22 protein-coding genes and 1 pseudogene are annotated in these 21,928 nt (G+C 65.3%); 13 read left to right on the top strand and 10 right to left on the bottom strand.

Features of this window, described 5'->3' with window-relative positions; genetic code table 11:
• Nucleotides 1-317 precede the first annotated feature (317 nt).
• Complete coding sequence (locus ACFFWD_RS26820) at nucleotides 318-755, top strand: VOC family protein (protein WP_376970266.1); 438 nt, start codon at nucleotides 318-320, stop codon at nucleotides 753-755.
• Nucleotides 756-1,462: 707 nt separating this feature from the next.
• Here ACFFWD_RS26820 and ACFFWD_RS26815 read toward each other — a convergent pair.
• The 4 genes from ACFFWD_RS26815 to ACFFWD_RS26800 form a co-directional block, all read right to left on the bottom strand.
• Nucleotides 1,463-2,968, bottom strand: coding sequence for a L,D-transpeptidase family protein (locus ACFFWD_RS26815; RefSeq protein WP_376970264.1), 1,506 nt, complete (start codon nucleotides 2,966-2,968; stop codon nucleotides 1,463-1,465).
• Nucleotides 2,969-3,195: 227 nt separating this feature from the next.
• Nucleotides 3,196-4,158 (bottom strand): acetyl-CoA carboxylase carboxyltransferase subunit alpha, encoded by a 963-nt coding sequence (locus ACFFWD_RS26810; protein WP_376970262.1) that lies wholly within the window; start codon nucleotides 4,156-4,158, stop codon nucleotides 3,196-3,198.
• A 167-nt stretch (nucleotides 4,159-4,325) separates the two neighbouring features.
• A complete protein-coding gene (xerD, locus tag ACFFWD_RS26805) occupies nucleotides 4,326-5,291 on the bottom strand; it encodes a site-specific tyrosine recombinase XerD (RefSeq protein WP_376970260.1) in 966 nt (321 codons plus the stop codon).
• A gap of 16 nt (nucleotides 5,292-5,307) precedes the next feature.
• A complete protein-coding gene (locus tag ACFFWD_RS26800) occupies nucleotides 5,308-5,454 on the bottom strand; it encodes a histidine kinase (protein WP_376970258.1) in 147 nt (48 codons plus the stop codon).
• 147 nt (nucleotides 5,455-5,601) lie between these two features.
• Between ACFFWD_RS26800 and ACFFWD_RS26795 the strand changes: the two genes are divergently transcribed.
• Genes ACFFWD_RS26795 through ACFFWD_RS26785 form a run of 3 tightly spaced genes read left to right on the top strand, consistent with a single transcriptional unit; the run spans nucleotide 5,602 to nucleotide 8,739 of the window.
• Nucleotides 5,602-6,234 (top strand): shikimate kinase, encoded by a 633-nt coding sequence (locus ACFFWD_RS26795; protein ID WP_376970256.1) that lies wholly within the window; start codon nucleotides 5,602-5,604, stop codon nucleotides 6,232-6,234.
• Nucleotides 6,231-7,376, top strand: coding sequence for a 3-dehydroquinate synthase (gene aroB / locus ACFFWD_RS26790; protein WP_376970254.1), 1,146 nt, complete (start codon nucleotides 6,231-6,233; stop codon nucleotides 7,374-7,376). Before ACFFWD_RS26795 ends, aroB begins: the two co-directional genes overlap by 4 nt.
• A gap of 52 nt (nucleotides 7,377-7,428) precedes the next feature.
• Entirely contained in the window at nucleotides 7,429-8,739 is a 1,311-nt protein-coding gene (locus tag ACFFWD_RS26785) for an HlyC/CorC family transporter (protein WP_376970252.1), read from the top strand.
• A gap of 22 nt (nucleotides 8,740-8,761) precedes the next feature.
• Here the strand turns inward: ACFFWD_RS26785 and ACFFWD_RS26780 are convergent, their stop codons facing one another.
• From ACFFWD_RS26780 to ACFFWD_RS26770, 3 genes are all read right to left on the bottom strand, one after another.
• On the bottom strand, nucleotides 8,762-9,049 hold the full coding sequence (locus ACFFWD_RS26780; protein WP_376970250.1) for a hypothetical protein: 288 nt from the start codon (nucleotides 9,047-9,049) through the stop codon (nucleotides 8,762-8,764).
• An 11-nt stretch (nucleotides 9,050-9,060) separates the two neighbouring features.
• Entirely contained in the window at nucleotides 9,061-9,420 is a 360-nt protein-coding gene (locus ACFFWD_RS26775) for a hypothetical protein (RefSeq protein ID WP_376970248.1), read from the bottom strand.
• A 219-nt stretch (nucleotides 9,421-9,639) separates the two neighbouring features.
• On the bottom strand, nucleotides 9,640-9,915 hold the full coding sequence (locus ACFFWD_RS26770) for a BolA family protein (protein ID WP_376970432.1): 276 nt from the start codon (nucleotides 9,913-9,915) through the stop codon (nucleotides 9,640-9,642).
• Nucleotides 9,916-10,024: 109 nt separating this feature from the next.
• On the opposite strand from ACFFWD_RS26770, the gene ACFFWD_RS26765 reads away from it, so the two are divergent.
• Entirely contained in the window at nucleotides 10,025-10,663 is a 639-nt protein-coding gene (locus ACFFWD_RS26765; protein WP_376970246.1) for a J domain-containing protein, read from the top strand.
• 133 nt (nucleotides 10,664-10,796) lie between these two features.
• On the opposite strand, the gene ACFFWD_RS26760 is transcribed toward ACFFWD_RS26765, so the two are convergent.
• A complete protein-coding gene (locus tag ACFFWD_RS26760; protein WP_376970244.1) occupies nucleotides 10,797-11,891 on the bottom strand; it encodes a citrate synthase/methylcitrate synthase in 1,095 nt (364 codons plus the stop codon).
• A gap of 76 nt (nucleotides 11,892-11,967) precedes the next feature.
• Here ACFFWD_RS26760 and ACFFWD_RS26755 point away from each other — a divergent pair, with 76 nt between their 5' ends.
• Nucleotides 11,968-13,191, top strand: a complete 1,224-nt coding sequence (locus tag ACFFWD_RS26755; protein ID WP_376970242.1) for a citrate/2-methylcitrate synthase — start codon at nucleotides 11,968-11,970, stop codon at nucleotides 13,189-13,191.
• A 129-nt stretch (nucleotides 13,192-13,320) separates the two neighbouring features.
• On the opposite strand, the gene ACFFWD_RS26750 is transcribed toward ACFFWD_RS26755, so the two are convergent.
• On the bottom strand, nucleotides 13,321-13,983 hold the full coding sequence (locus ACFFWD_RS26750; protein ID WP_376970240.1) for a DedA family protein: 663 nt from the start codon (nucleotides 13,981-13,983) through the stop codon (nucleotides 13,321-13,323).
• A gap of 292 nt (nucleotides 13,984-14,275) precedes the next feature.
• On the opposite strand from ACFFWD_RS26750, the gene cobS reads away from it, so the two are divergent.
• From cobS to ACFFWD_RS26715, 7 genes are all read left to right on the top strand, one after another.
• Nucleotides 14,276-15,274, top strand: coding sequence for a cobaltochelatase subunit CobS (gene cobS, locus ACFFWD_RS26745; RefSeq protein ID WP_376970238.1), 999 nt, complete (start codon nucleotides 14,276-14,278; stop codon nucleotides 15,272-15,274).
• Between the two features lie 3 nt (nucleotides 15,275-15,277).
• The gene (locus ACFFWD_RS26740; RefSeq protein ID WP_376970236.1) at nucleotides 15,278-15,688 is read left to right on the top strand and encodes a GNAT family N-acetyltransferase; all 411 of its coding nucleotides are present in this window, start codon (nucleotides 15,278-15,280) and stop codon (nucleotides 15,686-15,688) included.
• Nucleotides 15,685-17,583, top strand: a complete 1,899-nt coding sequence (gene cobT / locus ACFFWD_RS26735; protein WP_376970234.1) for a cobaltochelatase subunit CobT — start codon at nucleotides 15,685-15,687, stop codon at nucleotides 17,581-17,583. Before ACFFWD_RS26740 ends, cobT begins: the two co-directional genes overlap by 4 nt.
• A 3-nt stretch (nucleotides 17,584-17,586) precedes the next feature.
• Complete coding sequence (locus ACFFWD_RS26730) at nucleotides 17,587-18,660, top strand: esterase-like activity of phytase family protein (RefSeq protein WP_376970232.1); 1,074 nt, start codon at nucleotides 17,587-17,589, stop codon at nucleotides 18,658-18,660.
• A gap of 32 nt (nucleotides 18,661-18,692) precedes the next feature.
• Nucleotides 18,693-18,848 (top strand): hypothetical protein, encoded by a 156-nt coding sequence (locus ACFFWD_RS26725; RefSeq protein ID WP_376970230.1) that lies wholly within the window; start codon nucleotides 18,693-18,695, stop codon nucleotides 18,846-18,848.
• A 55-nt stretch (nucleotides 18,849-18,903) separates the two neighbouring features.
• Nucleotides 18,904-20,016 (top strand): NADH:flavin oxidoreductase/NADH oxidase, encoded by a 1,113-nt coding sequence (locus tag ACFFWD_RS26720; protein WP_376970228.1) that lies wholly within the window; start codon nucleotides 18,904-18,906, stop codon nucleotides 20,014-20,016.
• Nucleotides 20,017-20,196: 180 nt separating this feature from the next.
• Complete coding sequence (locus ACFFWD_RS26715; RefSeq protein WP_376970226.1) at nucleotides 20,197-20,616, top strand: hypothetical protein; 420 nt, start codon at nucleotides 20,197-20,199, stop codon at nucleotides 20,614-20,616.
• A 37-nt stretch (nucleotides 20,617-20,653) separates the two neighbouring features.
• Here ACFFWD_RS26715 and ACFFWD_RS26710 read toward each other — a convergent pair.
• Nucleotides 20,654-21,831, bottom strand: a pseudogene (locus ACFFWD_RS26710) (ABC transporter substrate-binding protein).
• Nucleotides 21,832-21,928 lie beyond the last annotated feature (97 nt).

Raw genomic sequence — 21,928 nt, 5'->3', positions numbered from 1 at the left:
CTCCCGCTTGCGGGGGAGGTCGACGCGCGCAGCGCGGCGGGTGGGGGCTCTCTCCACAGTAGGACTCGTGGAGAGAGCCCCCACCCCAACCCTCCCCCGCAAGCGGGAGAGGGGGCGCAGTTCCTTCGCGGTCGCTGTTCGGCCTAATCTCATCATGCCTTGACGCCCGCAAAGACGTCGACCGATTTCGATTCTGCGAGGCCGGATAAAAAAGGCGCGGACGCTTGTCGATTTTCCGTCCGTTCGGTCGTCCTCCGGCTAGACCGGAGAAAGACAAAGGCTCTGGTCCCTTTGAAGCCATCGAAAGGACGTTCCTCATGACCTCGATCACGCCGTTCCTCTGGTTCGACAACAACGTCCCGCAGGCGGTTGCCTTCTACAAGTCGGTGTTTCCCAACGCCAAGGTCGAAACCGTCAACGATTTCATGGCGACGTTCGAACTCGAAGGACAGAAGTTCAATGCCCTCAACGGCGGTCCGAAATACAAGTTCAACGAGGCGGTGTCGTTCTTCGTCAGCGTCGAGACCCAGGAAGAGGTGGACTACTTCTGGAACCGGCTCACCGCCGATGGCGGCGAAGAGGGACAATGCGGCTGGCTGAAGGACAAGTTCGGCCTGTCCTGGCAGGTGATTCCCACCGCGCTCGGCCGCTACCTCGGCGATGCCGATCGCGCCAAGGCCAATCGCGCGATGCAGGCGATGTTGAAGATGAAGAAGATCGTGATCGCCGATCTCGCCACGGCGTTTGCCGGCTGATGTCGAAATTCGCTACCGGGCCTTCGGCCGGCGCCGCGGACGTGGTGCCGGCCGATGAGTGCCAATCACTGATTTGCCCGACGGCGCAAGCCCCCGGTGCAAAAATATTTCTGTTTTTTAGCAATGCAACTCAGTGTATGAATCCGCCCGTCTCACCCGATTGAGGGGCGCTTCGCGATCGTCACGAGTGTTGGGTCGAGACGCGGTGGACGCCGAGTGCGCAACTGACGAGTGCGTGCAGAGCGGACGGTGAAGTCGTGTGGTCCTGACGCCCCAGTGGTTGGTGTCTCCTCGCAAGCCGCGAAACGTCTTTGCTGGCGACGGTGACAAAAAAGCCCGTCTCGCCGGGGAGAGCACGAAGGAAGCCGTAAAACCATCGCGCAGGGAAAGCCGGAGTTTCCGGTTATTTCACCTGTGGTCCTACCCCCGTGCTTTTTGTTGCACGGGACCCATGGGTGCGATCGGCACCCGGCTTTCCCTGCGCCCTCTGCTGATTGAGAGGGCGGAAAGAGATGCAAACCTCGGACGCATCGCGTCGCGAGAATGCGGACGCATATCCTCACGCTGTTTGACAATTGAATCAGATGTCATCCGTCATTGCGAGGAGCGAAGCGACGAAGCAATCCATCGCCCCGCACATGCGGAAGCATGGATTGCTTCGCTTCGCCCGCAATGACGATAACGGGAAGAGCGTGAAAGCCCCGCGCTTACTTCATCGCCCCGAAGCGGCTGTCGAACGAGTTCGACTGCACGACCGGCGCGGAGCCGGCGAGCTGGGTGCTCGTGCTCGACGCAGGCGCCGGAGCGGCCGCGGCGGTGTCGGTGACCGACGGCTTCAGTGCCGGCTTGGCGGCGGCCTGCTTGGTCTCGGCAGGCTTGGTCTCAGTTTTGCTCTCAGTCTTGGGTGCGATGCGCACCACCGACTGCGGCTTGGCTTCGGCGACCTTGGGCTTGGCCGCTGCGGGGGAAGGCGGCGGTGCTGCGTTCGCCGGGGTCGCGTCGGCGGTGCCGCCGAGGCCGACCTTGCGGGCGAAGCTCGAGAAGAAACCTTCGGATTTATCGGCCGGGGCCGCCGAGGCGACGCGGGTCGGCGACGCGGTCGACGAGGTCGTTGCCACAGCGACTGCAGGCTCTTCCTGCTGCGGCTGTGCGGCGAGGTTCGGCTTCGGCGGATTGACCGTTCCGGGGATCGTGCCGGGCGCGCGCGACAGCGCCAGCGTCGCAAGCGTCTGGCTGTCGCCACCTTCGGAGAGACCGGTGTTACCTTCCGGAATCTTCGAGGCGAAGATCTTGTTCATGCCGCCGTCGATGCCGGTGTTCATCCGCGCCACCGGCGTGCCCTTGGCAACCAGCTTGGCGGTCTCGGCGGCCTCTTCCTGCTGCTTCTCGCGCACGGCATTGACGATCTCGTCGGGGACCACATAGGCCGGGCACTTGGCGGCGGCGTCGAACAGGGGATCACGCGTCGCGCCCGGCGCCTTGCTCGCGTCGAAGACGTACTTCTTCTCGCAGAAATCGACCTTCGGCTCCTGCTTCGTCACCTCGAAATGATCGTAGCCTTCCTTGATCATCTTCCAGAAAGGCATGTTCGGATTATTGCGGTGCTTGGCCATGTTCACCGGCGTCATCCGGAACGGATAGGCCTGCAACTGGAACGCCTTCTGGCCGCCGAAGAAGGATTCGCGGCCGAGCGAATAGATCTCCGCGATCTGCTCGTCGGTCATCGCGTAGCAGCCGCGCGACGAGCAATCGCCGTGCACCATCAGCTGCGAGCCGGTGCGGCCGAGCGCCTTGTCGAACGCGTTGGGATAGCCGGTATTGAAGGAGAGGTAGTAGGCCGACTGCGGATTCATCTGGCTCGGGTTGATCGAATAGAACCCCTCCGGCGCCTGGCGGTCGCCTTCGCGGACCTTGGGGCCGAGATCGCCGGACCAGCGGCAGATCGGATAGGTCTTGAGCAGCGCGAACTGGCCGGAGCGGGTCTGCTTCCAGACCTCGAGCTCGGCCTCCTGCTTGAACAGGCGGACCAGGATCGGCGACTGCATGTCCATGTCCTTCTCGGTCATGGCAGCGACGAGCTTGGGCGGGACCGGCTGGTTGGCCTTGGCGTTGGTGGCGAGCGAGACCTGGTCGCTGTCACATCCGGACAGCAGAACAGCGGCCCCAAGGGCCGCCGAGGCGAGAAGCGCGCGAACGAGCGTGCGATGAATCAAGTCCAAGCTCCACACCCACCGGGAAAATTCGCGACCCCAACACGGCGAATATGCCCTGAAGCCATTGTCTAAAATATTAGCCTTCGGCCCCCCTGCTCGCAACCTGAACAGGCCAAACGCACCGGTCACGTACAGGCATGGTCAATAGAAGTTAAAGACCCGTGTCTGGGCCTAATTGGGGCCAAACGGCCCCAATTCGGAGAAAAATCCGGTCGATTCGGGGCGCCTCAGCCGAGCTTTCGGCCGATATCGAGGAATTTCTGCCGGCGCTGTTTGCGAATCGCGTCCGGATCAAGATTTCGTAGGTCGTTGAAAGCCTGGGCGATGGCGTCGCCGGTGGTGGCGATCATGGCCGCGGCATCGCGGTGGGCGCCGCCGGCGGGTTCTTTCAGGATCTGGTCGATCACGCCGAAGCGCAGCATGTCCTGCGCGGTGATCTTCATACTGTTGGCGGCTTCCTGCGCCTTGGTGCCGTCGCGCCACAGGATCGAGGACGCCGCTTCCGGCGAGATCACGCTGTAGATCGCGTGCTCGAACATCAGGACGCGGTTAGCGGTCGTGATCGCAATCGCGCCGCCCGACATGCCTTCACCGGTGACGATCGCGACATTGGGCACGCCGAGCGACAGGCACGCATCGGTCGAGCGCGCGATCGCCTCGGCCTGGCCGCGCTCCTCGGCGCCGATGCCGGGATAGGCGCCGGCGGAATCGACGATCGACAGCACGGGAATACCGAAGCGGTCGGCCATCTCCATCAGCCGCACCGCCTTGCGATAGCCTTCAGGCCGCGCCATGCCGAAATTGTGCTTGATGCGGCTCTCGGTGGTGGCGCCCTTCTCCTGGCCGACCACGCAGATGCTCTCGCCGCGGAAGCGGCCGAAGCCGCCGACCAGGGCCTCGTCGTCGGCGAATTTGCGGTCGCCGGCCATCGGGGTGAATTCGGTGATCAGCGCGTTGACGAAGTCGGTGAAGTGCGGCCGCTGCGGATGGCGCGCGACCAGCGTCTTCTGCCACGGCGTCAGATTGGCGTAGAGGTCGGCGAGCGCCTGCGCCGCCTTGTCCTCGATCCGCGCGACCTCGTCGCCGATGTCGCTGCCGCTAGCGGCGAGCGTGCGCAACTCGTCGATCTTGGATTCAAGCTCGGCGACAGGTTTTTCGAAGTCGAGATAGCTGCGCATCTGATCCGGCATCAAAACAATATAGGGAGGAACCTAGCGAGGGGCGAAGCGGTTTCGGCGTAGGGTAGGGAAGTTATGTAACTTCAATTGGTTAACGCGCATCCGGGCCGAACGCACGCCTCCCGTCGCGGGCAGGTCACGCTCTTTCTGCGGAGACGCCGCGGAAGTCAAGGCGGGCGTTAGGTCTCCGCCAGCGGATGCAGGTCGCGGACCAGGCTCTTCAGCCGCTCCTCGACCACATGGGTGTAGATCTGGGTGGTCGAGATATCGGTATGGCCGAGCAGGGTCTGCACGATGCGCAGGTCGGCGCCGTTGTGCAGCAAATGGCTGGCGAAGGCGTGGCGAAGCACATGCGGCGACACCAGCCGCGGCGCGAGGCCCGAGGCCGCGGCGAGTTCCTTGAGGTCGCGGGCGAAATGCTGGCGGGTCAGATGGCCGCTCTCGCCGAAGGACGGAAACAGCCATTTCGAGGGGGCGGCCCTCGTCTTCCGCTCCGGCTGCATCACCGCCATCGCCGCCAGGTACTCCGCCATCGCCTGGCGCGAGGCGTCGTTGAGCGGCACCAGCCGTTCCTTGTCGCCCTTGCCGCGCACCACGATCATCCGCGCGTCGCGCCGCGCGGCGGACAGCGGCAGCGACACCAGCTCGGAGACGCGTAAGCCCGTGGCATAGAGTACCTCGAGCAGGCAATGCAGGCGGAGCGCGCGCAGCCGCTGCGCCGGCGAGACGTCGCTCTCGGTCAGCTCCTTCGCACGCGTCAGCATGCGGTCGACGTCCGCGATCGACAGCACCTTCGGCAGGCCGCGGCCGCGCTTCGGCCCCGACAGGATCGCGGCCGGGTCGTCCTCACGGATCCGCTCGTTGAGCAGGAAACGGTAGAGGTGCCGCATCGCCGACAGCCGCCGCGCCACGCTGGAGGACTTGAAGCCGCGGGTGTCGAGATCGGCGAGGTAGCCGCGCAGCGCCTCGGTGTCGGCGCCGACGAAGCCCTGGCCGGAGCGGCCGAGGAATTCGGAGAAATCCGTGAGGTCGCGCCGGTAGGCGTCGAGCGTGTTGGCGCCGGCGCCCTGTTCCGCGGCGAGCATGTCGAGGAACAGGCCGATCAGGCTGGAATCGGAGGATTTGGCAGGGATCTTGGAACGCATTCCAGGATCATAGCGCCTATTTCTTGAGGAACTTATCCGGCGGGATGGTGACGGTCATTTCCCGCGGCTTCGGGTTCACGAAGTTCGCCAGCGCGTAGACGATGCCGTAGCCGATCCCAAAAATCACGGCGACGACCGTCAGGAAGCGGAACAGGCTGGGCATGGCGGTGGCTCGGGCGGCAAATTAATCAATGGAATCATCCAACATGTTCCCCGCGCCGTTGCAAGAGTCGCTGGCAACGGTAATGCCGGGGGTAGTATAGGTGGCTCGAAACCCGGGCAAATCTGTCAGATCAACCGAGCTTTTTTGATGTCCGAGACCGCCGCACCGGCACCGACCCACCCGACCCTGGAGGCCGATATCGCGGCCGCGCTGGGGCCGCGGTCGATCGTGCTGGTCGGGATGATGGGGGCCGGCAAGTCGACCATCGGCCGGCGGATGGCGGCGCGGCTGCATTTGCCCTTCACCGACGCCGATACCGAGATCGAGACGGCGGCCGGCATGTCGATCCCAGACATCTTTGAGACCCATGGCGAGCCTTATTTCCGGGACGGCGAGGCGCGCGTGATCGCCCGCATCCTCGACGGCGGCCCGATCGTGCTGGCGACCGGCGGCGGCGCCTTCATGCGCGAGGAAACCCGCCATCGCATCCGCAACAAGGCGGTGTCGATCTGGCTCAAGGCCGATACCGACGTCATCATGCGCCGCGTCCGCCGCCGCGCCGACCGCCCGCTGCTGCAGACCGCCGATCCCGAGGCGACCGTCAATCGCCTGCTCAGCGAGCGCGAGCCGGTCTACCAGAATGCCGATCTCACGATCGCCTCGCGCGACGTGCCGCATGACCGCATCGTCGAGGAATGCCTCGAGGCGCTACACGCGCATCTGTGCGGCGCGCGCCCGGCGGTTGCGCCAACAGATGATGGATTGAACGCTACGCCATGACTGCGCCTCTGAAACATTCCGATCCCATCACGGTCGACGTCGCGCTCGGCGATCGCGCCTATGACATCGTGATCGGCCGCGACGTGCTGTCCTCGCTCGGCGCCCGCGTCGCCGCGCTGCGGCCCGGCGTGCGCACCGCCATCGTCACCGACCGCACCGTTGCAAAACACTGGCTGGAGCCGACCGAAGCGTCGCTCGCCACTGCCGGTATTCCGACTGCGCGAATCGTCGTCGAGGAGGGCGAGGGCTCGAAGAGCTATGCCGGGCTGGCGCAGGTCAGCGAAGCGCTGATCGCGGCGAAGATCGAGCGCAATGATCTCGTGATCGCGCTCGGCGGCGGCGTGGTCGGCGATCTTGCCGGCTTTGCGGCGGCGATCCTGCGCCGCGGCGTCGACTTCGTGCAGGTGCCGACCTCGCTGCTGGCGCAGGTCGATTCCTCGGTCGGCGGCAAGACCGGCATCAATTCCCCGCAGGGCAAGAACCTGATCGGTTCGTTCCACCAGCCGGCACTCGTGATCGCCGACACGTCGGTGCTGGACACGCTGTCGCCGCGCCAGTTCCGCGCTGGTTACGCCGAGGTCGCGAAATACGGCATCCTCGGCGACGAGGCCTTTTTCACCTGGCTGGAGAAGAACCACGCCGACATCGTCGCAGGCGGCGCAGCGCGCGAGCATGCGATCGCCACCTCCTGCCGCGCCAAGGCCGCAATCGTCTCGCGCGACGAGCGCGAGACCGGCGAGCGCGCGCTGCTCAATCTCGGCCACACCTTCGGCCACGCGCTGGAGGCTGCGACCGGCTTCTCCGATCGCCTGTTCCATGGCGAGGGCGTCTCCGTCGGCATGGTGCTGGCGGCGCAATTCTCGGCGCAGCTCGGCATGATCGCGCCGGAGGCCGCGCTCCGCGTCGAGCGCCATCTTGCTGCGGTAGGCCTGCCGACGCGACTGCAGGATATCGCCGGCTTCGCCCAGGAAGGCCTGGCGGACGCCGATGCCCTGTTGGCGCTGATGGCGCAGGACAAAAAGGTCAAGCGTGGCAAGCTCACCTTCATCTTGCTGGAGGCGATCGGCCGCGCCGTGATCGCCAACAATGTCGAGCCGTCGCTGGTGCGCGACTTCCTGCAGGCGAAACTGGCCGAGGCTTGATACAATAAGGCTTGATACAATTAAGGCCTAAACTCTGTCCGGATGACATCAATTGGGCTGGTTCACGTTCTCGATCGTGCTGGGCTGTCTGTTCGTCTCCGCGTTCTTCGCGGCAAGCGAGACCGCGCTGACCGGCGCCTCGCGCGCCAGCATGCTGCGGCTGTCGAAGCAGGGTAACCGCGAGGCCGGCGTTGTCTCGAAACTGTTCGACATGCGCGAGCGGCTGATCGGCGCGCTTCTGCTCGGCAACAACATCGCCAATATCGGCGCCTCGGCGCTGGCGACCGGCGTGTTCACGGCCTGGTTCGGCGAGGTCGGCGTGCTCTACGCCACCGCCGTGATGACGGTCATGGTCGTGGTGTTCGCGGAGGTGCTGCCGAAGACCATTGCCATCAATGCGCCCGACCGCATCTCGCTTCTGGTGGCGCGGCCGATGCGGCTGACCATGTTCGTGCTGGGGCCGTTGCTCACGATCATCGAAGCCATCGTGCTCGCGCTAATGAAGCTCTTCGGCATCAAGGTCGGCGCGCATCAGGCAATTCTCTCGCCGACCGAGCGCCTGCGCGGCGCGGTCGACCTGCTGCATCACGAGGGCAAGGTCGAGAAGCACGACCGCGACATGTTTGGCGGCTTGCTCGATCTGCGCGAATTGCAGGTGTCCGATGTCATGGTTCACCGCACCGAGATGACCATGATCAACGCCGACCTGCCGCCGGAGGACCTGGTGCGCGAGGTGCTGGCGAGCGAATACACCCGCATCCCGCTGTGGCGCGAGAAGCCGGAGAACATCGTCGGCGTCCTGCACGCCAAGGACCTGTTGCGCGCGATCCGCGCCAACGAAGGCGATATGTCGTCGATCGATGTCTCGACCGTCGCGCTGCCGCCCTGGTTCGTCCCGGAGATGCGCCCGGTCTCCGAGCAGTTGAAGGCGTTCCGCCGCCGCAAGACCCACTTCGCTCTCGTCGTCGACGAGTATGGCGAGGTCGAAGGCATGGTGACGCTGGAGGACATTCTGGAGGAGATCGTCGGCGACATCTCCGACGAGCACGACGTCGTGGTCGCCGGCGTCCGCGCCCAGCCGGACGGCTCGGTCGTGGTCGACGGCTCGGTGCCGATCCGCGATCTCAACCGCGCGATGGACTGGCATCTGCCCGACGAGGAGGCGACCACGGTCGCCGGCCTCGTGATCCACGAGGCGCGCTCGATCCCCGAGCGCGGCCAGAGCTTCACCTTCCACGGCTTCCGCTTCCGCGTGCTCCGCCGCGAGCGCAACCGCATCACCGCGCTGCGCATCGTCGCCGTCCCGCGCGACGCGGCCGAGCATGAGGAGAAGAAGCCGAAGCGGGCCGGGACGGCGTTCTAGGGCGGGCCTGCCGAGCCGCGCGCTAGGACCGTGGATCGCCGCCCATATGGAAGGTCTTGGCGAAATCGTAGCACGCGCCGCACAGGATCTTCGGCTGGAGATGTTCCAGGGCCGCGCCGATCCATTCGCCATCCGTCACTTCGACCCTGCTGTTGCAGTCCGAGCACCAGGCGTCGGGTCGCGGGTTGTCGGGGTCTTCGCGCGTCCAGAAGAATCCGACGCGAGTGCGATTGACCAGCCCTTCGGCGATGTGCTGGCAGACGAAGGTTCTTTGCTGAAGACCATGAACGGTGCACCGCACGTCGGCCACAGGATGTCTCCCTACTCGATATCGATCGCGATTCCCGACAGCTTCCAGGCGCCGTCGGATGGGATGAAGCCGAGCTGATACTTCACCTGCTTGGGCGTGGTCTCAAAATGGCCTTTCAGGCGCAGCACGCCCTTGTCGTCGATCTTGGCGTCCTCGTCCGCGATGGCGGGCTTGGCGACCACGGCGTCGAACACCGCGTGCTTCTCGACCAGGTCCTTGAAGATCGTCTGCAGCTTGTCCGGCGGAAACTGATCGCGGAACGGCTTTGAGATCTTGGCGTGGAACACGGTGAAGTTATCGGCGGCCACCGCGTCGTTGAGCGACACCAGGATGCTCTTGATCAGCACCTCCTGCACGAACGGGCTCGGCATATCCAGTGCCGAGGCCGGAGGCGTTGCGCAAATGACGAGCAGGCCCGTGGCGGCTGCGAATGACCGGAATCGTGCCCTCTGAGGGATCATCAAATGGCCCCTTCAATCGGTGGCGATGTGATCCGAGCCGGCCGCTCTCGCAATCGAGCGGGTCCATCACCGGTGGGAATTCATTCTGGATAGATGAAACTCGCCGCGGCGTCGTGAGGCAAGCGCGAACTAGCCCCGTTTTTCCCCGGGGGCGTGTGCATGGATCGCCAGCGCATGCACGGTCGAAGCGAGTTCCCCCGCCAGCGTCGCATTTATCATGCGATGGCGTTCGATCCGGCTCTTCCCTTCGAAGGCCGGAGACACAATATACACCCTGAAGTGCGTTTCGCCGCCTTCCCTGTGGCCGGCATGGCCCTCATGCAGATGTGATTCATCGACCACGTCGAGGCTTTCCGGAAAGAAAGCTTCACGCAACTTGTTTATGATAGCATCTCTGGTTCTCATGGCGGCGCCATTACGTTTGCGACGGCTGTCCGTCAATGGTTTGAGCGACAAACGAGGTGATCGCAATGTCAAGACTTGAAGATTTGTGCATTGCGTAGTCAAAGATAACATGCCGATCGATTCATCAAAATTCTTCGACTCCATCCGCATCAAGCCCACCAAGGTGAGCGCGAAGCGGCAGGCGCAGGCTGGCGAGCAAGCCATGACCTGCGAGTGGGCGGGTTGCCAGAACAAGGGCGCGCACCGCGCGCCGAAGGGTCGCGAGAATTCGCGCGAGTACTGGCACTTCTGTCTCGATCACGTTCGCGAGTACAACCAGTCCTACAATTTCTTCCAGGGCATGAATCCGGATGACGTCGCGCGCTACCAGAAGGACGCGCTGACCGGCCACCGTCCGACCTGGAAGATGGGCGCTAACTCGGGCTCCAAGAAGGGCGAGGGCGATTTCGACGCCGCGTCCGATCCGTTCCACATGTTCTCCGAGCTCAACGGCCGCGGCCGCTGGCGGCCCGGTCCGGGCGCGCAGGCCAAGCCCGAGACGCGCAAGGTGATGAACGCCGAGCGCAAGGCGCTGCAGGTGATGGGGCTCGGGGCTGAGGCGACGCTCGAGGACGTCAAGGCGAAGTACAAGGCGCTGGTGAAGCAGCACCACCCCGACGCCAACGGCGGCGATCGCTCGACCGAGGACCGCCTGATCGAGATCATCAAGGCGTATAATTATCTCAAGACCGTGGTGCGCGAGGCGTAGGCCGTCGCGCGCGACTCGAGTAGTTCCGTAGCCCGGATGCAGCGCAGCGAAATCCGGGACTCCCTCACGTGAGGCCAGACCGTTCCCGGATTTCGCTTCGCTCCATCCGGGCTACGGTTCATCGGTCAGTCTCTCAGCCCTTCGGCTTCGCCCCGACATAGGACGAACTCGGCCGGATCAGCCGTCCGGTGCGCCGCTGCTCCAGGGCATGCGCGGTCCAGCCGGCGGCGCGGGCGACCGCGAAGATCGGCGTGAAGGCCTGCCGCGGAATCTCCAGTGCATCGAGCAGGATCGCGGTGAAGAACTCGACATTGGTTTCCAGCGGCCGGTCCGGGTTCTTCCGCCGCAGGGCGCCGCGGATATAGGCCTCGACCTCGCCGGCGAACGGCAGGTCGGCGCCGTCGGCCGCGAGCCGCTCGATCGCAACCTTCAGCACGTCGGCGCGCGGGTCGCGCACGCGGTAGACGCGATGGCCGAACCCCATCAGCCGCTCGCCGCGCGACAGCGCGTCATCGACCCAGGGCTTGATACGCTCGCGCGTGCCGATCGCGTCGAGCATTTCCAGCACCGGCTCCGGCGCGCCGCCATGCAGTGGACCGGTGAGCGCGCAATAGCCGCCGGTGACGGCCGCGAACAGATCGGCCTGCGTCGAGGCGATCACCCGCGTGGTGAAGGTCGACGCGTTCATGCCGTGATCGCAGACGGTGACGAAATAGGCATCCAGAGCCGCGACCTCGCGCGGCTCGGCCTTGCGGTTGAGCAGCATGCGTAGCGTGTCGGCGGCGTGGCTGATATTCGCATCCGGCGCGACCGGATCGTTCCCTTTCGCGCGCTGTACCAGCGCTCCTGCGATGACAGGGAGGGCGCCGACGATGGTCGCCTCGTGCTCGAGCCCGTTCTCGCCGCGCAGCCCGGCGATCGCGGCACGGAAGCCGTCGACGATGGACGTGCCGCGGGTCGCGGGCAGCAGGTCCGGCAGGCGCGCAAACGCGCGCTCGCGGGCGGCGCCGAGGCTGACGCGGACATTGGCCTCGCTCAGCGTCTTGCCGGTGGCGCCGTTCCACAGCCGCGCGGTGACGCCCTCGAAGCTCGACTTGCCGGCGAGGTCGGCGACGTGCTCGCCGGCGATGATCAGTTCGCCGCGCTCGCCGTCGACATGGCTCAACACGGTCTCAGCGGCGGGGACCCCGTCCAGACCGATCTGGCTCTTGGTGAGGTGGATATTCATGACCCGATCTCCTGTTTCACGACAGCAAACGTCGGGTCTCTCGACAGATTGATCAATCTTGATTATATAAATCAATATGAAAAAATCCGCCGAGCTCTACCTCTCCGCCCGGGAAGCCGCCGCCGAGCTCGCGATCTCGCCGGCCACCCTCTACGCCTATGTCAGCCGCGGGCTGATCCGCTCCGAGCCGTCACCGGATTCGCGCAGCCATCGCTACCGTGCCGAGGACATCCGCGGCCTGAAGGAGCGCCGCGTGCCGTCGCCGGAGCCGCGCGGCCTGCGCAGTTTCGATGCCGATCTGCCGGTGATGGATTCGGCGATTGCGACCATCACCGAGCAGGGACCGATCTATCGCGGCGTCAACTGCGTCGACCTCGCTGAGAAGGACACGCTGGAGCACACCGCGACGCTGTTGTGGGACGTCACCGGGGTCGATCCGTTTGCGCCGGACAATTGCCCGCAGGTGTCGGACGAAATGCGTGCGATCGCCGAGGCCGCGCGCCGCGCCGCGCCGATCGACCGCACCATCGCCGTGCTCGCGCTTGCCGCGAGCGCCGATCCTGGCGCCTTCACCCGCGCGCCCGACGGCCGCGCGATGGTCGGCGCCCGTATCCTGCGCCTCGTGGTGGCGACCATGCTGAATGCGCAAGCCTCGGCCGCGCCGCTGCACGAACAGATTGCCCGCGTGTGGGCGCCGGACCACAAGCATGCGCCGGATCTGATCCGCCGCGCGCTGGTGCTGCTCGCCGATCACGAGCTGAACGCTTCGACCTTCACCGCGCGTTGCGCGGCCTCGACCGGCCTCAATCTTTATGACGCGATCATCGCGGGGCTCGCGGCACTGAAGGGGCCGAAGCATGGCGGGGCCGGCGTGCTCGCCTCGCGCCTGGTCAAGACGATGATCGACAATGACGTCGGCCCGGTGATTCGCGAGCGCGTCGCGCTTGGCGAACGCTTCGCCGGCTTCGGTCACGGCGTCTACAAGAAGGGTGATCCGCGCGCGATCTCCCTGCTCGAAGCGCTGACCCGCGCCGGCGCGCCGCGCAAATTCACCAAGGAGGTCCCGGAGCGGATCGCGGAAGCGACCGGCGAGTTCGTGAACATCGATTATGCGCTGGCGGTGCTGGTGCACGCGCTGCGGATGCCCGCGAGCAGCGAGCTCGCGCTGTTTGCGATGGCGCGCTGTGTCGGCTGGATCGCGCATGCCAGCGAGCAGCTCCAGCACGGCAAGCTGATTCGGCCGCGCGCCCGCTATGTCGGCCCGGCGCCGGGCCGCGGCGGAGCGGCCAACAGCATCTGAAGCCTAAAGCGCGATGAGATTTGGATGAATCGTCATCGCGCCTTAGGTTTTTGTTTGAGCATGATCCCCGCGCAAACGCTTCGCGTTTGTCGCGAGGGAAAACCGCTACACACTTTTCCGGATCATGCTCTATTTCGCGGGCTTCGCCGGCTCGATGATGCCGCCGCCATGACGGCGGCGGATGGTCCAGACCGCGAGCGCGACGATGATCGCACCGCCGGCAACTGCGAACATCCAGAGATGCTTGCCGGTATGCTCATGGTGAGGCAGGCCGGCATAGTCGTGCAGCGCGGTGACGGCGAGCACACCGGGCAGCACGTGCGCCGTCGCCCAGAGCAGGATCGCCGGGATGTTGATTCCGTAGAACTGGACCGGCGGCATGCCGAGCGCGCCCGCCGTGATCGGCACGAAGGCGCGGATCGGCGGTACGAAACGGGCAAAGAACACCGCGAACATGCCCCAGCGATCGAAGAAGGCCTCGCTCTGCGCGACCACGCGCGGATAGCTGGAGAGCGGCCAGGCGGAGAGGATCTCGCGCTGGCTGCGGATGCCGATCAGATAGGCGGTGCCGTCTCCGACCAGGGCGCCGGCCGCAGCGGCCGCAAGCACCGGCAACAGCTTCAATTCGCCGCCGGGGACCAGCGCGCTCAGCGCCAGGATGATGGTCGAGCCCGGCACCAGCGAGCCGACCACCGGCACGGCTTCCAGCAAGGCGGCTAGGAACAGCGTCAGATAGGCAAGCCAAGCGTGATCGGCGACGAAGGTGATCAGCGGGGTGAGGAAAGAAGTCACAAAATTCCTGCAGCAGGGAGCGTGTTGGCGTCAGACCTAACAACTCGGGGCAGGGGTGAAAAGTGCCCGGATGGGCAGGCCTAAGCGTTGATCGGGCAAAAGTACGGCGTGATTTGCAGGGCAGCCCTCCAAAAACCGAACGCCCTACCTATCTTCATGATACAACAACGGAACTTTGATTGGCCGCCGGGCTTCTGCCGGCCGCTGCTCTCTGCTAGGCTCATGCGCAGCACCCAATCCGCAGCCAAACGATTAATCTGGTTTCGGGAATGCCCGGGACCTCGGAGGATGAATGACGACCGCCGTCCAGACCAGAGCTCAGGAACCCGTCGGCTTGCCCGACATGAAGGTGTCGGTCCGGCAGGTCTTCGGGATCGATAGCGACCTGGAAGTTCCCGCCTATTCCGAAGTCGATCCGCACGTGCCGGAGGTCGACAGCGATTATCGCTTCGACCGCGCCACCACGCTCGCGATCCTCGCCGGCTTCGCCAAGAACCGCCGCGTGATGGTCACCGGCTATCACGGCACCGGCAAGTCGACCCATATCGAGCAGGTCGCCGCGCGCCTCAACTGGCCCTGCGTGCGCGTCAACCTCGACAGCCACATCAGCCGTATCGATCTCGTCGGCAAGGACGCGATCGTGGTCAAGGACGGCAAACAGGTCACCGAATTCCGCGACGGCATCTTGCCCTGGGCGCTGCAGCACAACATCGCGCTGGTGTTCGACGAATACGACGCCGGCCGTCCTGACGTGATGTTCGTGATCCAGCGCGTGCTGGAAATCTCCGGCCGCCTGACGCTGCTCGACCAGAACAAGGTGATCAAGCCGCACCCGGCGTTCCGCCTGTTCTCGACCGCCAACACGGTCGGCCTCGGCGACACCTCGGGCCTCTATCACGGCACCCAGCAGATCAACCAGGGCCAGATGGACCGCTGGTCGATCGTCACCACGCTGAACTACCTCGCCCATGACGAGGAAGTTGAGATCGTGCTGGCGAAGGCGCGCCACTACCGCACGCAGGAAGGCCGCGACATCGTCAACAAGATGGTGCGGCTTGCCGATCTCACCCGCAACGCCTTCGCCAACGGCGACCTGTCGACGGTGATGAGCCCGCGCACGGTGATCACCTGGGCCGAGAACGCCGACATCTTCAACGACATCGGCTTCGCGTTCCGCGTCACCTTCCTCAACAAGTGCGACGAGCTGGAGCGGCCGCTGGTCGCCGAGTTCTACCAGCGCTGCTTCAACGTCGAGCTGCCGGAATCCTCGGTCAACGTGGCACTCAGCTAGTCCATGCCGAAAATATCCGTCGAGCGCACAGTCACACAGACGAAGAAAGCGGTGCTCGACGGATTGCTCCGCTATAACAACGAGAAGATGGGGAAGCAGAAGTACAAGCGCTTCGCCATCTCGCTGCGGCAAGGCGACGAGATCGTCGGTGGCATCGTCGGCGAGGTCTGGACTGCGGTGTTGTTCATCCAGTTCTTCTGGATGGAGCAGAAGTTTCGCAGGAAGGGCTTCGGCGGCAAGCTGATCAAGGCGATCGAGGATGAGGCGCGGCGCTTCGGGGCGACCCGATCCTATCTGGATACGATGAGCTTCCAGGCGCCCGCTTTCTACCGCGCCAACGGATATAAAGAGTTCGGTTCGATTGAGGGGTATCCCGGCGGCGTGACGCGCCATTGGTTTACGAAATCGCTATGACAACCTCCAACATCAAATTCCGCCCCGGATCGAAGGAAGCGCCGACCGAGCCGTTCAAGCGCTCGGTCACCGCATGCCTGAAGGCGATCGCGAAGAAGCCCGAACTCGAGGTCAGCTTCGCTGCCGAGCGTCCGGGGCTTGCGCCCGGCAAGGCGCGGCTGCCGGAGCCGGCGCGCAAGTTGACCAAGCGCGATGCGGCGATCGTGCGCGGCCACGCCGATTCGATCGCGCTGAAGCTCGCCTGTCACGATCCGAAGGTGCATCGCAAGCTGATGCCCGGCAACCCGCAGGCGCGCGGCGTGTTCGAGGCGGTCGAGCAGGCGCGGGTCGAGGCGATCGGCTCGCGGCGCATGTCCGGTGTCGCCAAGAACCTCACCGCGATGCTCGACGATCACTTCCACCGCGGCAAGTATGACGAGATCACCGACCGCGCCGACGCGCCGCTGTCGGATGCGCTCGCCATGCTGGTGCGCGAACGTCTCACCGGGCTGGCGCCGCCCGCGGCCGCCAAGAAGATGGTCGATCTCTGGCGCCCGGTGCTGGAGGACAAGATCGGCACGCGGCTCGACAAGCTCAGCCGGTTCACCGAGGACCAGGCCAGGTTCGGCGACCTCGTTCATGACCTGTTGTCGGCGCTCGACCTCGGCGACGACCGTGACATGGACACCGACGAGGACGACGACCAGGACGAGAATCCGGACGGCGAGAACGATCAGTCCGGCGCCGAGGGCTCGCCCGATTCCGATGCCGCGCAGGAGATGAGCGCCGACCAGGCGCAGGCCACCGCCGACGAGATGAGCGAAAGCGCGATGGAGAGCGCGCAGGCCTCGACATCGGACACCTTCGACGACGGCGAGCTCGGCGACGACGAGACGCCGGGCGAGGCGACACGACCGAATGCACGCGGCCAGAACGAGCCGCGCGGGCCGGAGTATCACGCCTTCGCGCCGAAGTTCGACGAGGTGATCGCGGCCGAAGACCTCTGCGACCACGACGAGCTCGAGCGGCTGCGCAGCTACCTCGACAAGCAGCTCGCGCATCTGCAAGGCATCGTGGCGCGGCTCGCCAATCGCCTGCAGCGCCGATTGATGGCGCAGCAGAACCGCGCCTGGGAGTTCGACCTCGAGGAGGGCATCCTCGATCCGGCGCGACTGTCGCGCGTCGTCACCGATCCCTATCACCCGCTATCCTTCATGCATGAGAAGGAAGCGACCTTCCGCGACACCGTGGTGACGCTGTTGCTCGACAATTCCGGCTCGATGCGCGGCCGGCCGATCACGGTCGCTGCGACCTGCGCCGACATCCTGGCGCGCACGCTGGAGCGCTGCGGCGTCAAGGTCGAGATCCTGGGCTTCACCACCCGCGCCTGGAAGGGTGGGCAGTCGCGCGAGGCCTGGCTTGCCGCCGGCAAGCCGGCCAATCCCGGCCGCCTCAACGATCTCCGCCACATCATCTACAAATCCGCCGATGCGCCATGGCGTCGCGCGCGGAAGAACCTTGGCCTGATGATGCGCGAGGGGCTGCTTAAGGAGAACATCGACGGCGAGGCGCTCGACTGGGCGCACAAGCGCCTGCTCGCGCGTCCCGAGCAGCGCCGCATCCTGATGATGATCTCGGACGGCGCGCCGGTCGACGACTCGACGCTGTCGGTCAACCCCGGCAACTATCTCGAGCGGCATCTGCGCCACATCATCGACGAGATCGAGACCCGCTCGCCGGTCGAGCTGATCGCGATCGGCATCGGCCATGACGTGACGCGCTACTATCGCCGCGCCGTCACCATCGTGGACGCCGAAGAACTTGGTGGTGCCATCACCGAGAAGCTCGCCGAGCTGTTCAGCGAGACCCACGGCCCCGTACCCGCATCGGGTGGACGGCGCCGTCTCCACTCGTGAGACATGCGCTCAACCCTTAGCCGCCGCCGCTTCCTCAAGGATGTGGCGGCGGGGCTGTCGGCCGCCGCGCTGCCAGCGCTTGTGCGTGCCGAGACCGCGACACAACCGCCGCCGAAGCCGGCCTACAAGCCCAGCGAATATTCCGTCACGGCACCGGTTTCCATCGAGGTCAAGGCGCGGCCGCTGCCGTCGTTCGACACCCGCGACGGATCGCATGTGCGGTTCGGCGCGCTGGAATATCGCAGCGGCCTGATCCTGACGTCGTCATTCTCCGGTTTCGGCGGCCTGTCGGGCTTGCGGCTCGATCCCAAGGGCGAACGCTTCATCGCGATCAGCGACAAGGGCAGCTGGTTCACCGGGCGCATCGTCTATCGTGGCCGCGAGATGGTCGGGCTCGACGATGTCGAGGCTGCGCCGTTGCTCGGGCCCGACGGCAAGCCGATCATCACGCGCGGCTGGTACGACTCGGAATCGCTCGCGCTCGACGGCTCCTTCGTCTATGTCGGGCTCGAGCGCGTCAACCAGGTGCTGCGCTACGATTTCTCCAAGGGTTTTACCCGCGCGCCCGGCGAGGTGGTGCCGCTGCCGCCGGCGGCGCGCAAGCTTCCCTCCAACAAGGGGCTCGAGGCGCTGGTGTTCGTGCCCAAGGGGTTGCCGCTGGCCGGCACGCTGATCGCGATGTCCGAGCGCGGGCTCGACGCGGCCGGCAACCTCATCGCGTTCCTCGTCGGCGGCAAGACGCCGGGCCAGTTCGGCATTCGCCGCACCGAGAATTTCGACATCAGCGACGCGGTGCTGCTGCCGTCGGGCGATCTGTTGATCCTGGAGCGGAAATTCTCCTGGATCGGCGGCATCGGCATCCGCATCCGCCGTCTCGCACTGAGCCAGATCGCACCCGGTGCCGTGGTCGACGGTCCCTCGATCTTCAATGCCGATCTCAGCAACGAGATCGACAATATGGAAGGCATCGACGCCCATGTGAAGCCGGAGGGCGACACCGTGCTGACCATGGTGTCCGACGACAATTTCTCGCTGATCCAGCGCAACCTGCTGCTGCAGTTCACGTTGGTGGAGTGAGGTGCCGGCGCCTCGCCGTCACGGAGGGGAGGGTGACGTCGAACCGCGCGCTTCGACCTCTGCGGCTCGACGGCCGTCGCATGCTGGTCGAATTCTCGGCCGGGGCCGATTGCGTACCGGTGGCGGGTCAACGTTATCGCATTGCTGATCTGCGCCCCGGCCGGTTGGGCGACGACGACGGTTGGTGATCGCGATCGCCGCCCCTATCTTATCGGCGCCCCTTCCATAGGTCCGGATACTCGCATGAGCACCCTGTTCTCTCCGATCGAACTGCGCGGCCTGCATCTCTCCAATCGCATCATGGTTTCGCCGATGTGCCAGTATTCGGCCGTCGACGGCTCGGCCAATGATTGGCATTTCACCCACATCAACATGCTGGCGCTGTCGGGCGCTGCGATGTTTTGCATCGAGGCCACCCATGTCGAGGATATCGGGCGCATCACGCCGGGCTGCCTCGGCCTCTACAACGACGCCAACGAGGCGGCGCTGAAGCCGATCCTCGCCTCGGTGCGCAAGCATTCGAAGGCGGCGGTGGCGATGCAGCTTGCCCATGCCGGCCGCAAGGGGTCGAGCCAGCGGCCCTGGGAGGGCGGACAGTTGATCCCGGTCGCGCAAGGCGGCTGGCAGCCGGTGGCGCCGTCGGCGGTCGCGCACAAGGATGGCGAGGCGGCGCCGTTGACCCTCGATGACGCCGGGCTGAAGCGCATCCGCGATGCCTTCGTCGCCGCCGCCAGGCGCGCCGAGCGGCTCGGCATCGATGCGCTCGAGCTGCACAGCGCGCACGGCTATCTCTTGCACCAGTTTCTGTCGCCGATCGCCAACAAGCGCACGGATCAATATGGCGGCTCGCTCGAAAACCGCATGCGCTACCCGCTGGAAGTGTTCGACGCGGTGCGCGCGGCGTTTCCGGACCGCCAGCCGATCGGTGTGCGCGTTTCCGCGACCGATTGGGTCGAGGGCGGATGGGACGTCGCGCAGACGATCGAATATGCGAAGGAGCTGAAGAAGCGGGGCGTCGACTGGATCGATGTCTCCTCCGGCGGCGTCTCGCCATTGCAGAAGATTCCGCTCGGCCCGGGCTACCAGGTGCCGGCGGCGCAGGCGGTGAAGGACGCGACCGGCGTCACCACGATGGCCGTCGGCCTGATCACCGAGGCGAAGCAGGATGAGGAGATCGTTGCCTCAGGAAAGGCCGACATGGTCGCGATCGCCCGCGGCATGCTGTACGACCCGCGCTGGGGCTGGCACGCCGCCGCCGAACTCGGCGGTCAGGTGGCCGCGCCGCCGCAATATTGGCGCTCGCAGCCCTCGACGCAGAAGGCGCTGTTCGGCACAACAACGTTCGGCGCGCGGTAGCATCCCGCCGCCGCCATCGCCAGCGAAGGCAATGCACGTATCGCACGAGCGGCACAGCCAGCTCTATGGGCTGGATCACAGTGCCGCGGTTCGTGCGGTCGCGCGCATGTGACGGGGAACGCCTTCCGCATTTCGGCAAAAAAGCCTAGCCTGCTCTGGGCGATGGGTGAGGGCACGGCGATGCGAACCCGTGTACGGAAATTTGCCCATGTGCTGGAGCGCCTCGGCCTTGCGATGGCGGGCGCGGCAAGCGGCCTGTTCGTCGGCGTGCATGTCGGATCAAACATTGCGGTGCTGACGTCGGAGGCCTTCGTGCTCATCATGATGGTCTGCGGTGCGATCGGCTTCTACCTCGGCATCGATACCCCGCAGCTGATCTTTCATCCGAAGGAGTCTACCTCAACCCGCGAGATCGACGCTGCGGAGCTGCTCAGTGCGATCGGCACCTTCCTCGCCACACTGGTTGCGTTCTTCGCGGTCGGCGTCGTCGTGCTGCGCAGCGAGCCGCACATCGCCTTAACCGCGGCGATCATGGTCGGTTGGGTGTTCGGCGTCGCCATGCAGATCGTCGCCGGCACCATGGCCCGCATCCGTGCGTGAGACGCCGGCGCGGTGATCAGCTGCTGCTCCGCCTTGCTTACCTGTTCGCGACCTTGGTGGGATCCTTGACCGCCTTGCAGGTCTCGTGCTCGACGCTGTAGAGTTCTCCGCCGACCTTTTCGATCTTGCGAATGTAGATGTCGTGGACGACTTCGCGCGTCTTCGCGTCGATCGATATCGGCCCGCGCGGGCTTTCCCATGCCATGCCCTTCATGGCGTCGACCAGTGCGTCGCCGTTGGTCTTGCCGCCGGTCGCCTTCAGCGCCTCGTAGATCAGATGCATGCCGTCATAGGCGCTGACGCTGATGAAGTTCGGACGGACATTCGCATTGGCCTTGCGGAACGCTGCGACATAGTCGTGATTGAGATCCGATGGATGATAGGCGGAGTAGAACCCTGCCGTGATCGTGCCGATCATGGCATCGCTCATCCCCGGCAGGTCTTCGTCGTCGGCGATGTCGCCGGGGCCGATCAGCTTGATCCCGGTCTTGTCGAGTCCGCGTTCGACAAACTGCTTGGCCAGGATGCCGGCTTGGCCTGTCGGAACGAAAATGAAAAGAGTGTCGGGATTGCCGTCCCGCGCACGCTGCAGGAACGGAGCGAAATCGGGATTGGCCAGCGGCACTTTCAGCGCTTCGACGATCGATCCACCTGCCTCGGTGAAGCTTGCGGTAAATACGCCGGCGGCTTCATGCCCGGGCGCCCCGTCCGACGCGATGATGGTGGCCCGCTTCGATCCGTTTTTGGCCGCCCAGTTCGCCAGCACGCTGGCCTGCTGCGCGTGCGTCCAGCTGGTGCGCACGAAGTAAGACGAGCGGTCGGTCACGATCGATGTGCCGATACCATGACGACGGTTGCCGTCTTGCTCTCATTGGCCAACGGCGCGAGGGCGAGCACGCTCGGCGTCATCCCGCCGCCAATGATCGCGACCTTGTCGTTGACGATGAGGTCCTGTGCAATGCGCTTGGCATTGTCGGGCAAGCTCGCATCGTCGCGGACGATCAATTCGATCTTGCGACCGGCGACCATGTCGCCATGCTGCGCCAGATAGAGCCGCGCCCCGGCGACCGCCTGCTTGCCGACAGGCCCGAGAACGCCGGTCAATGGCATCGCCAACCCGACCTTCACGACATCCTGCGCGCGGGCGTGTCCCGATTGCACCGCCCCGAGCGCAAGAGCGCCCGCGACCAATATGGCAAATGGCGTCTTCGACATGGCCGACCTCCCGCCTGCCCAAAAATGATGCTGGGCTGGTACGCGACTATCGGCACCGCCGCGGGGAAGTCCTGATCACGAAGTGACAGAACAACGA

The organism is Bradyrhizobium erythrophlei, assembly GCF_042430365.1.
Lineage (GTDB): Bacteria > Pseudomonadota > Alphaproteobacteria > Rhizobiales > Xanthobacteraceae > Bradyrhizobium > Bradyrhizobium erythrophlei.
This window is presented reverse-complemented; position numbering and strand designations above follow the sequence as displayed.

Excerpts from the sequence above, each read along its gene's own strand:
- ACFFWD_RS26820 (WP_376970266.1), top strand. The coding sequence starts at position 318 with ATGACCTCGATCACGCCGTTCCTCTGGTTCGACAACAACGTCCCGCAG.
- ACFFWD_RS26810 (WP_376970262.1), bottom strand. The coding sequence starts at position 4,158 with ATGCCGGATCAGATGCGCAGCTATCTCGACTTCGAAAAACCTGTCGCC.
- xerD (WP_376970260.1), bottom strand. The coding sequence starts at position 5,291 with ATGCGTTCCAAGATCCCTGCCAAATCCTCCGATTCCAGCCTGATCGGC.
- ACFFWD_RS26800 (WP_376970258.1), bottom strand. The coding sequence starts at position 5,454 with ATGCCCAGCCTGTTCCGCTTCCTGACGGTCGTCGCCGTGATTTTTGGG.
- ACFFWD_RS26795 (WP_376970256.1), top strand. The coding sequence starts at position 5,602 with ATGTCCGAGACCGCCGCACCGGCACCGACCCACCCGACCCTGGAGGCC.
- aroB (WP_376970254.1), top strand. The coding sequence starts at position 6,231 with ATGACTGCGCCTCTGAAACATTCCGATCCCATCACGGTCGACGTCGCG.
- ACFFWD_RS26775 (WP_376970248.1), bottom strand. The coding sequence starts at position 9,420 with ATGCCGAGCCCGTTCGTGCAGGAGGTGCTGATCAAGAGCATCCTGGTG.
- ACFFWD_RS26770 (WP_376970432.1), bottom strand. The coding sequence starts at position 9,915 with ATGAGAACCAGAGATGCTATCATAAACAAGTTGCGTGAAGCTTTCTTT.
- ACFFWD_RS26765 (WP_376970246.1), top strand. The coding sequence starts at position 10,025 with ATGCCGATCGATTCATCAAAATTCTTCGACTCCATCCGCATCAAGCCC.
- ACFFWD_RS26760 (WP_376970244.1), bottom strand. The coding sequence starts at position 11,891 with ATGAATATCCACCTCACCAAGAGCCAGATCGGTCTGGACGGGGTCCCC.
- ACFFWD_RS26755 (WP_376970242.1), top strand. The coding sequence starts at position 11,968 with ATGAAAAAATCCGCCGAGCTCTACCTCTCCGCCCGGGAAGCCGCCGCC.
- cobS (WP_376970238.1), top strand. The coding sequence starts at position 14,276 with ATGACGACCGCCGTCCAGACCAGAGCTCAGGAACCCGTCGGCTTGCCC.
- ACFFWD_RS26740 (WP_376970236.1), top strand. The coding sequence starts at position 15,278 with ATGCCGAAAATATCCGTCGAGCGCACAGTCACACAGACGAAGAAAGCG.
- cobT (WP_376970234.1), top strand. The coding sequence starts at position 15,685 with ATGACAACCTCCAACATCAAATTCCGCCCCGGATCGAAGGAAGCGCCG.
- ACFFWD_RS26730 (WP_376970232.1), top strand. The coding sequence starts at position 17,587 with ATGCGCTCAACCCTTAGCCGCCGCCGCTTCCTCAAGGATGTGGCGGCG.
- ACFFWD_RS26720 (WP_376970228.1), top strand. The coding sequence starts at position 18,904 with ATGAGCACCCTGTTCTCTCCGATCGAACTGCGCGGCCTGCATCTCTCC.
- ACFFWD_RS26715 (WP_376970226.1), top strand. The coding sequence starts at position 20,197 with ATGCGAACCCGTGTACGGAAATTTGCCCATGTGCTGGAGCGCCTCGGC.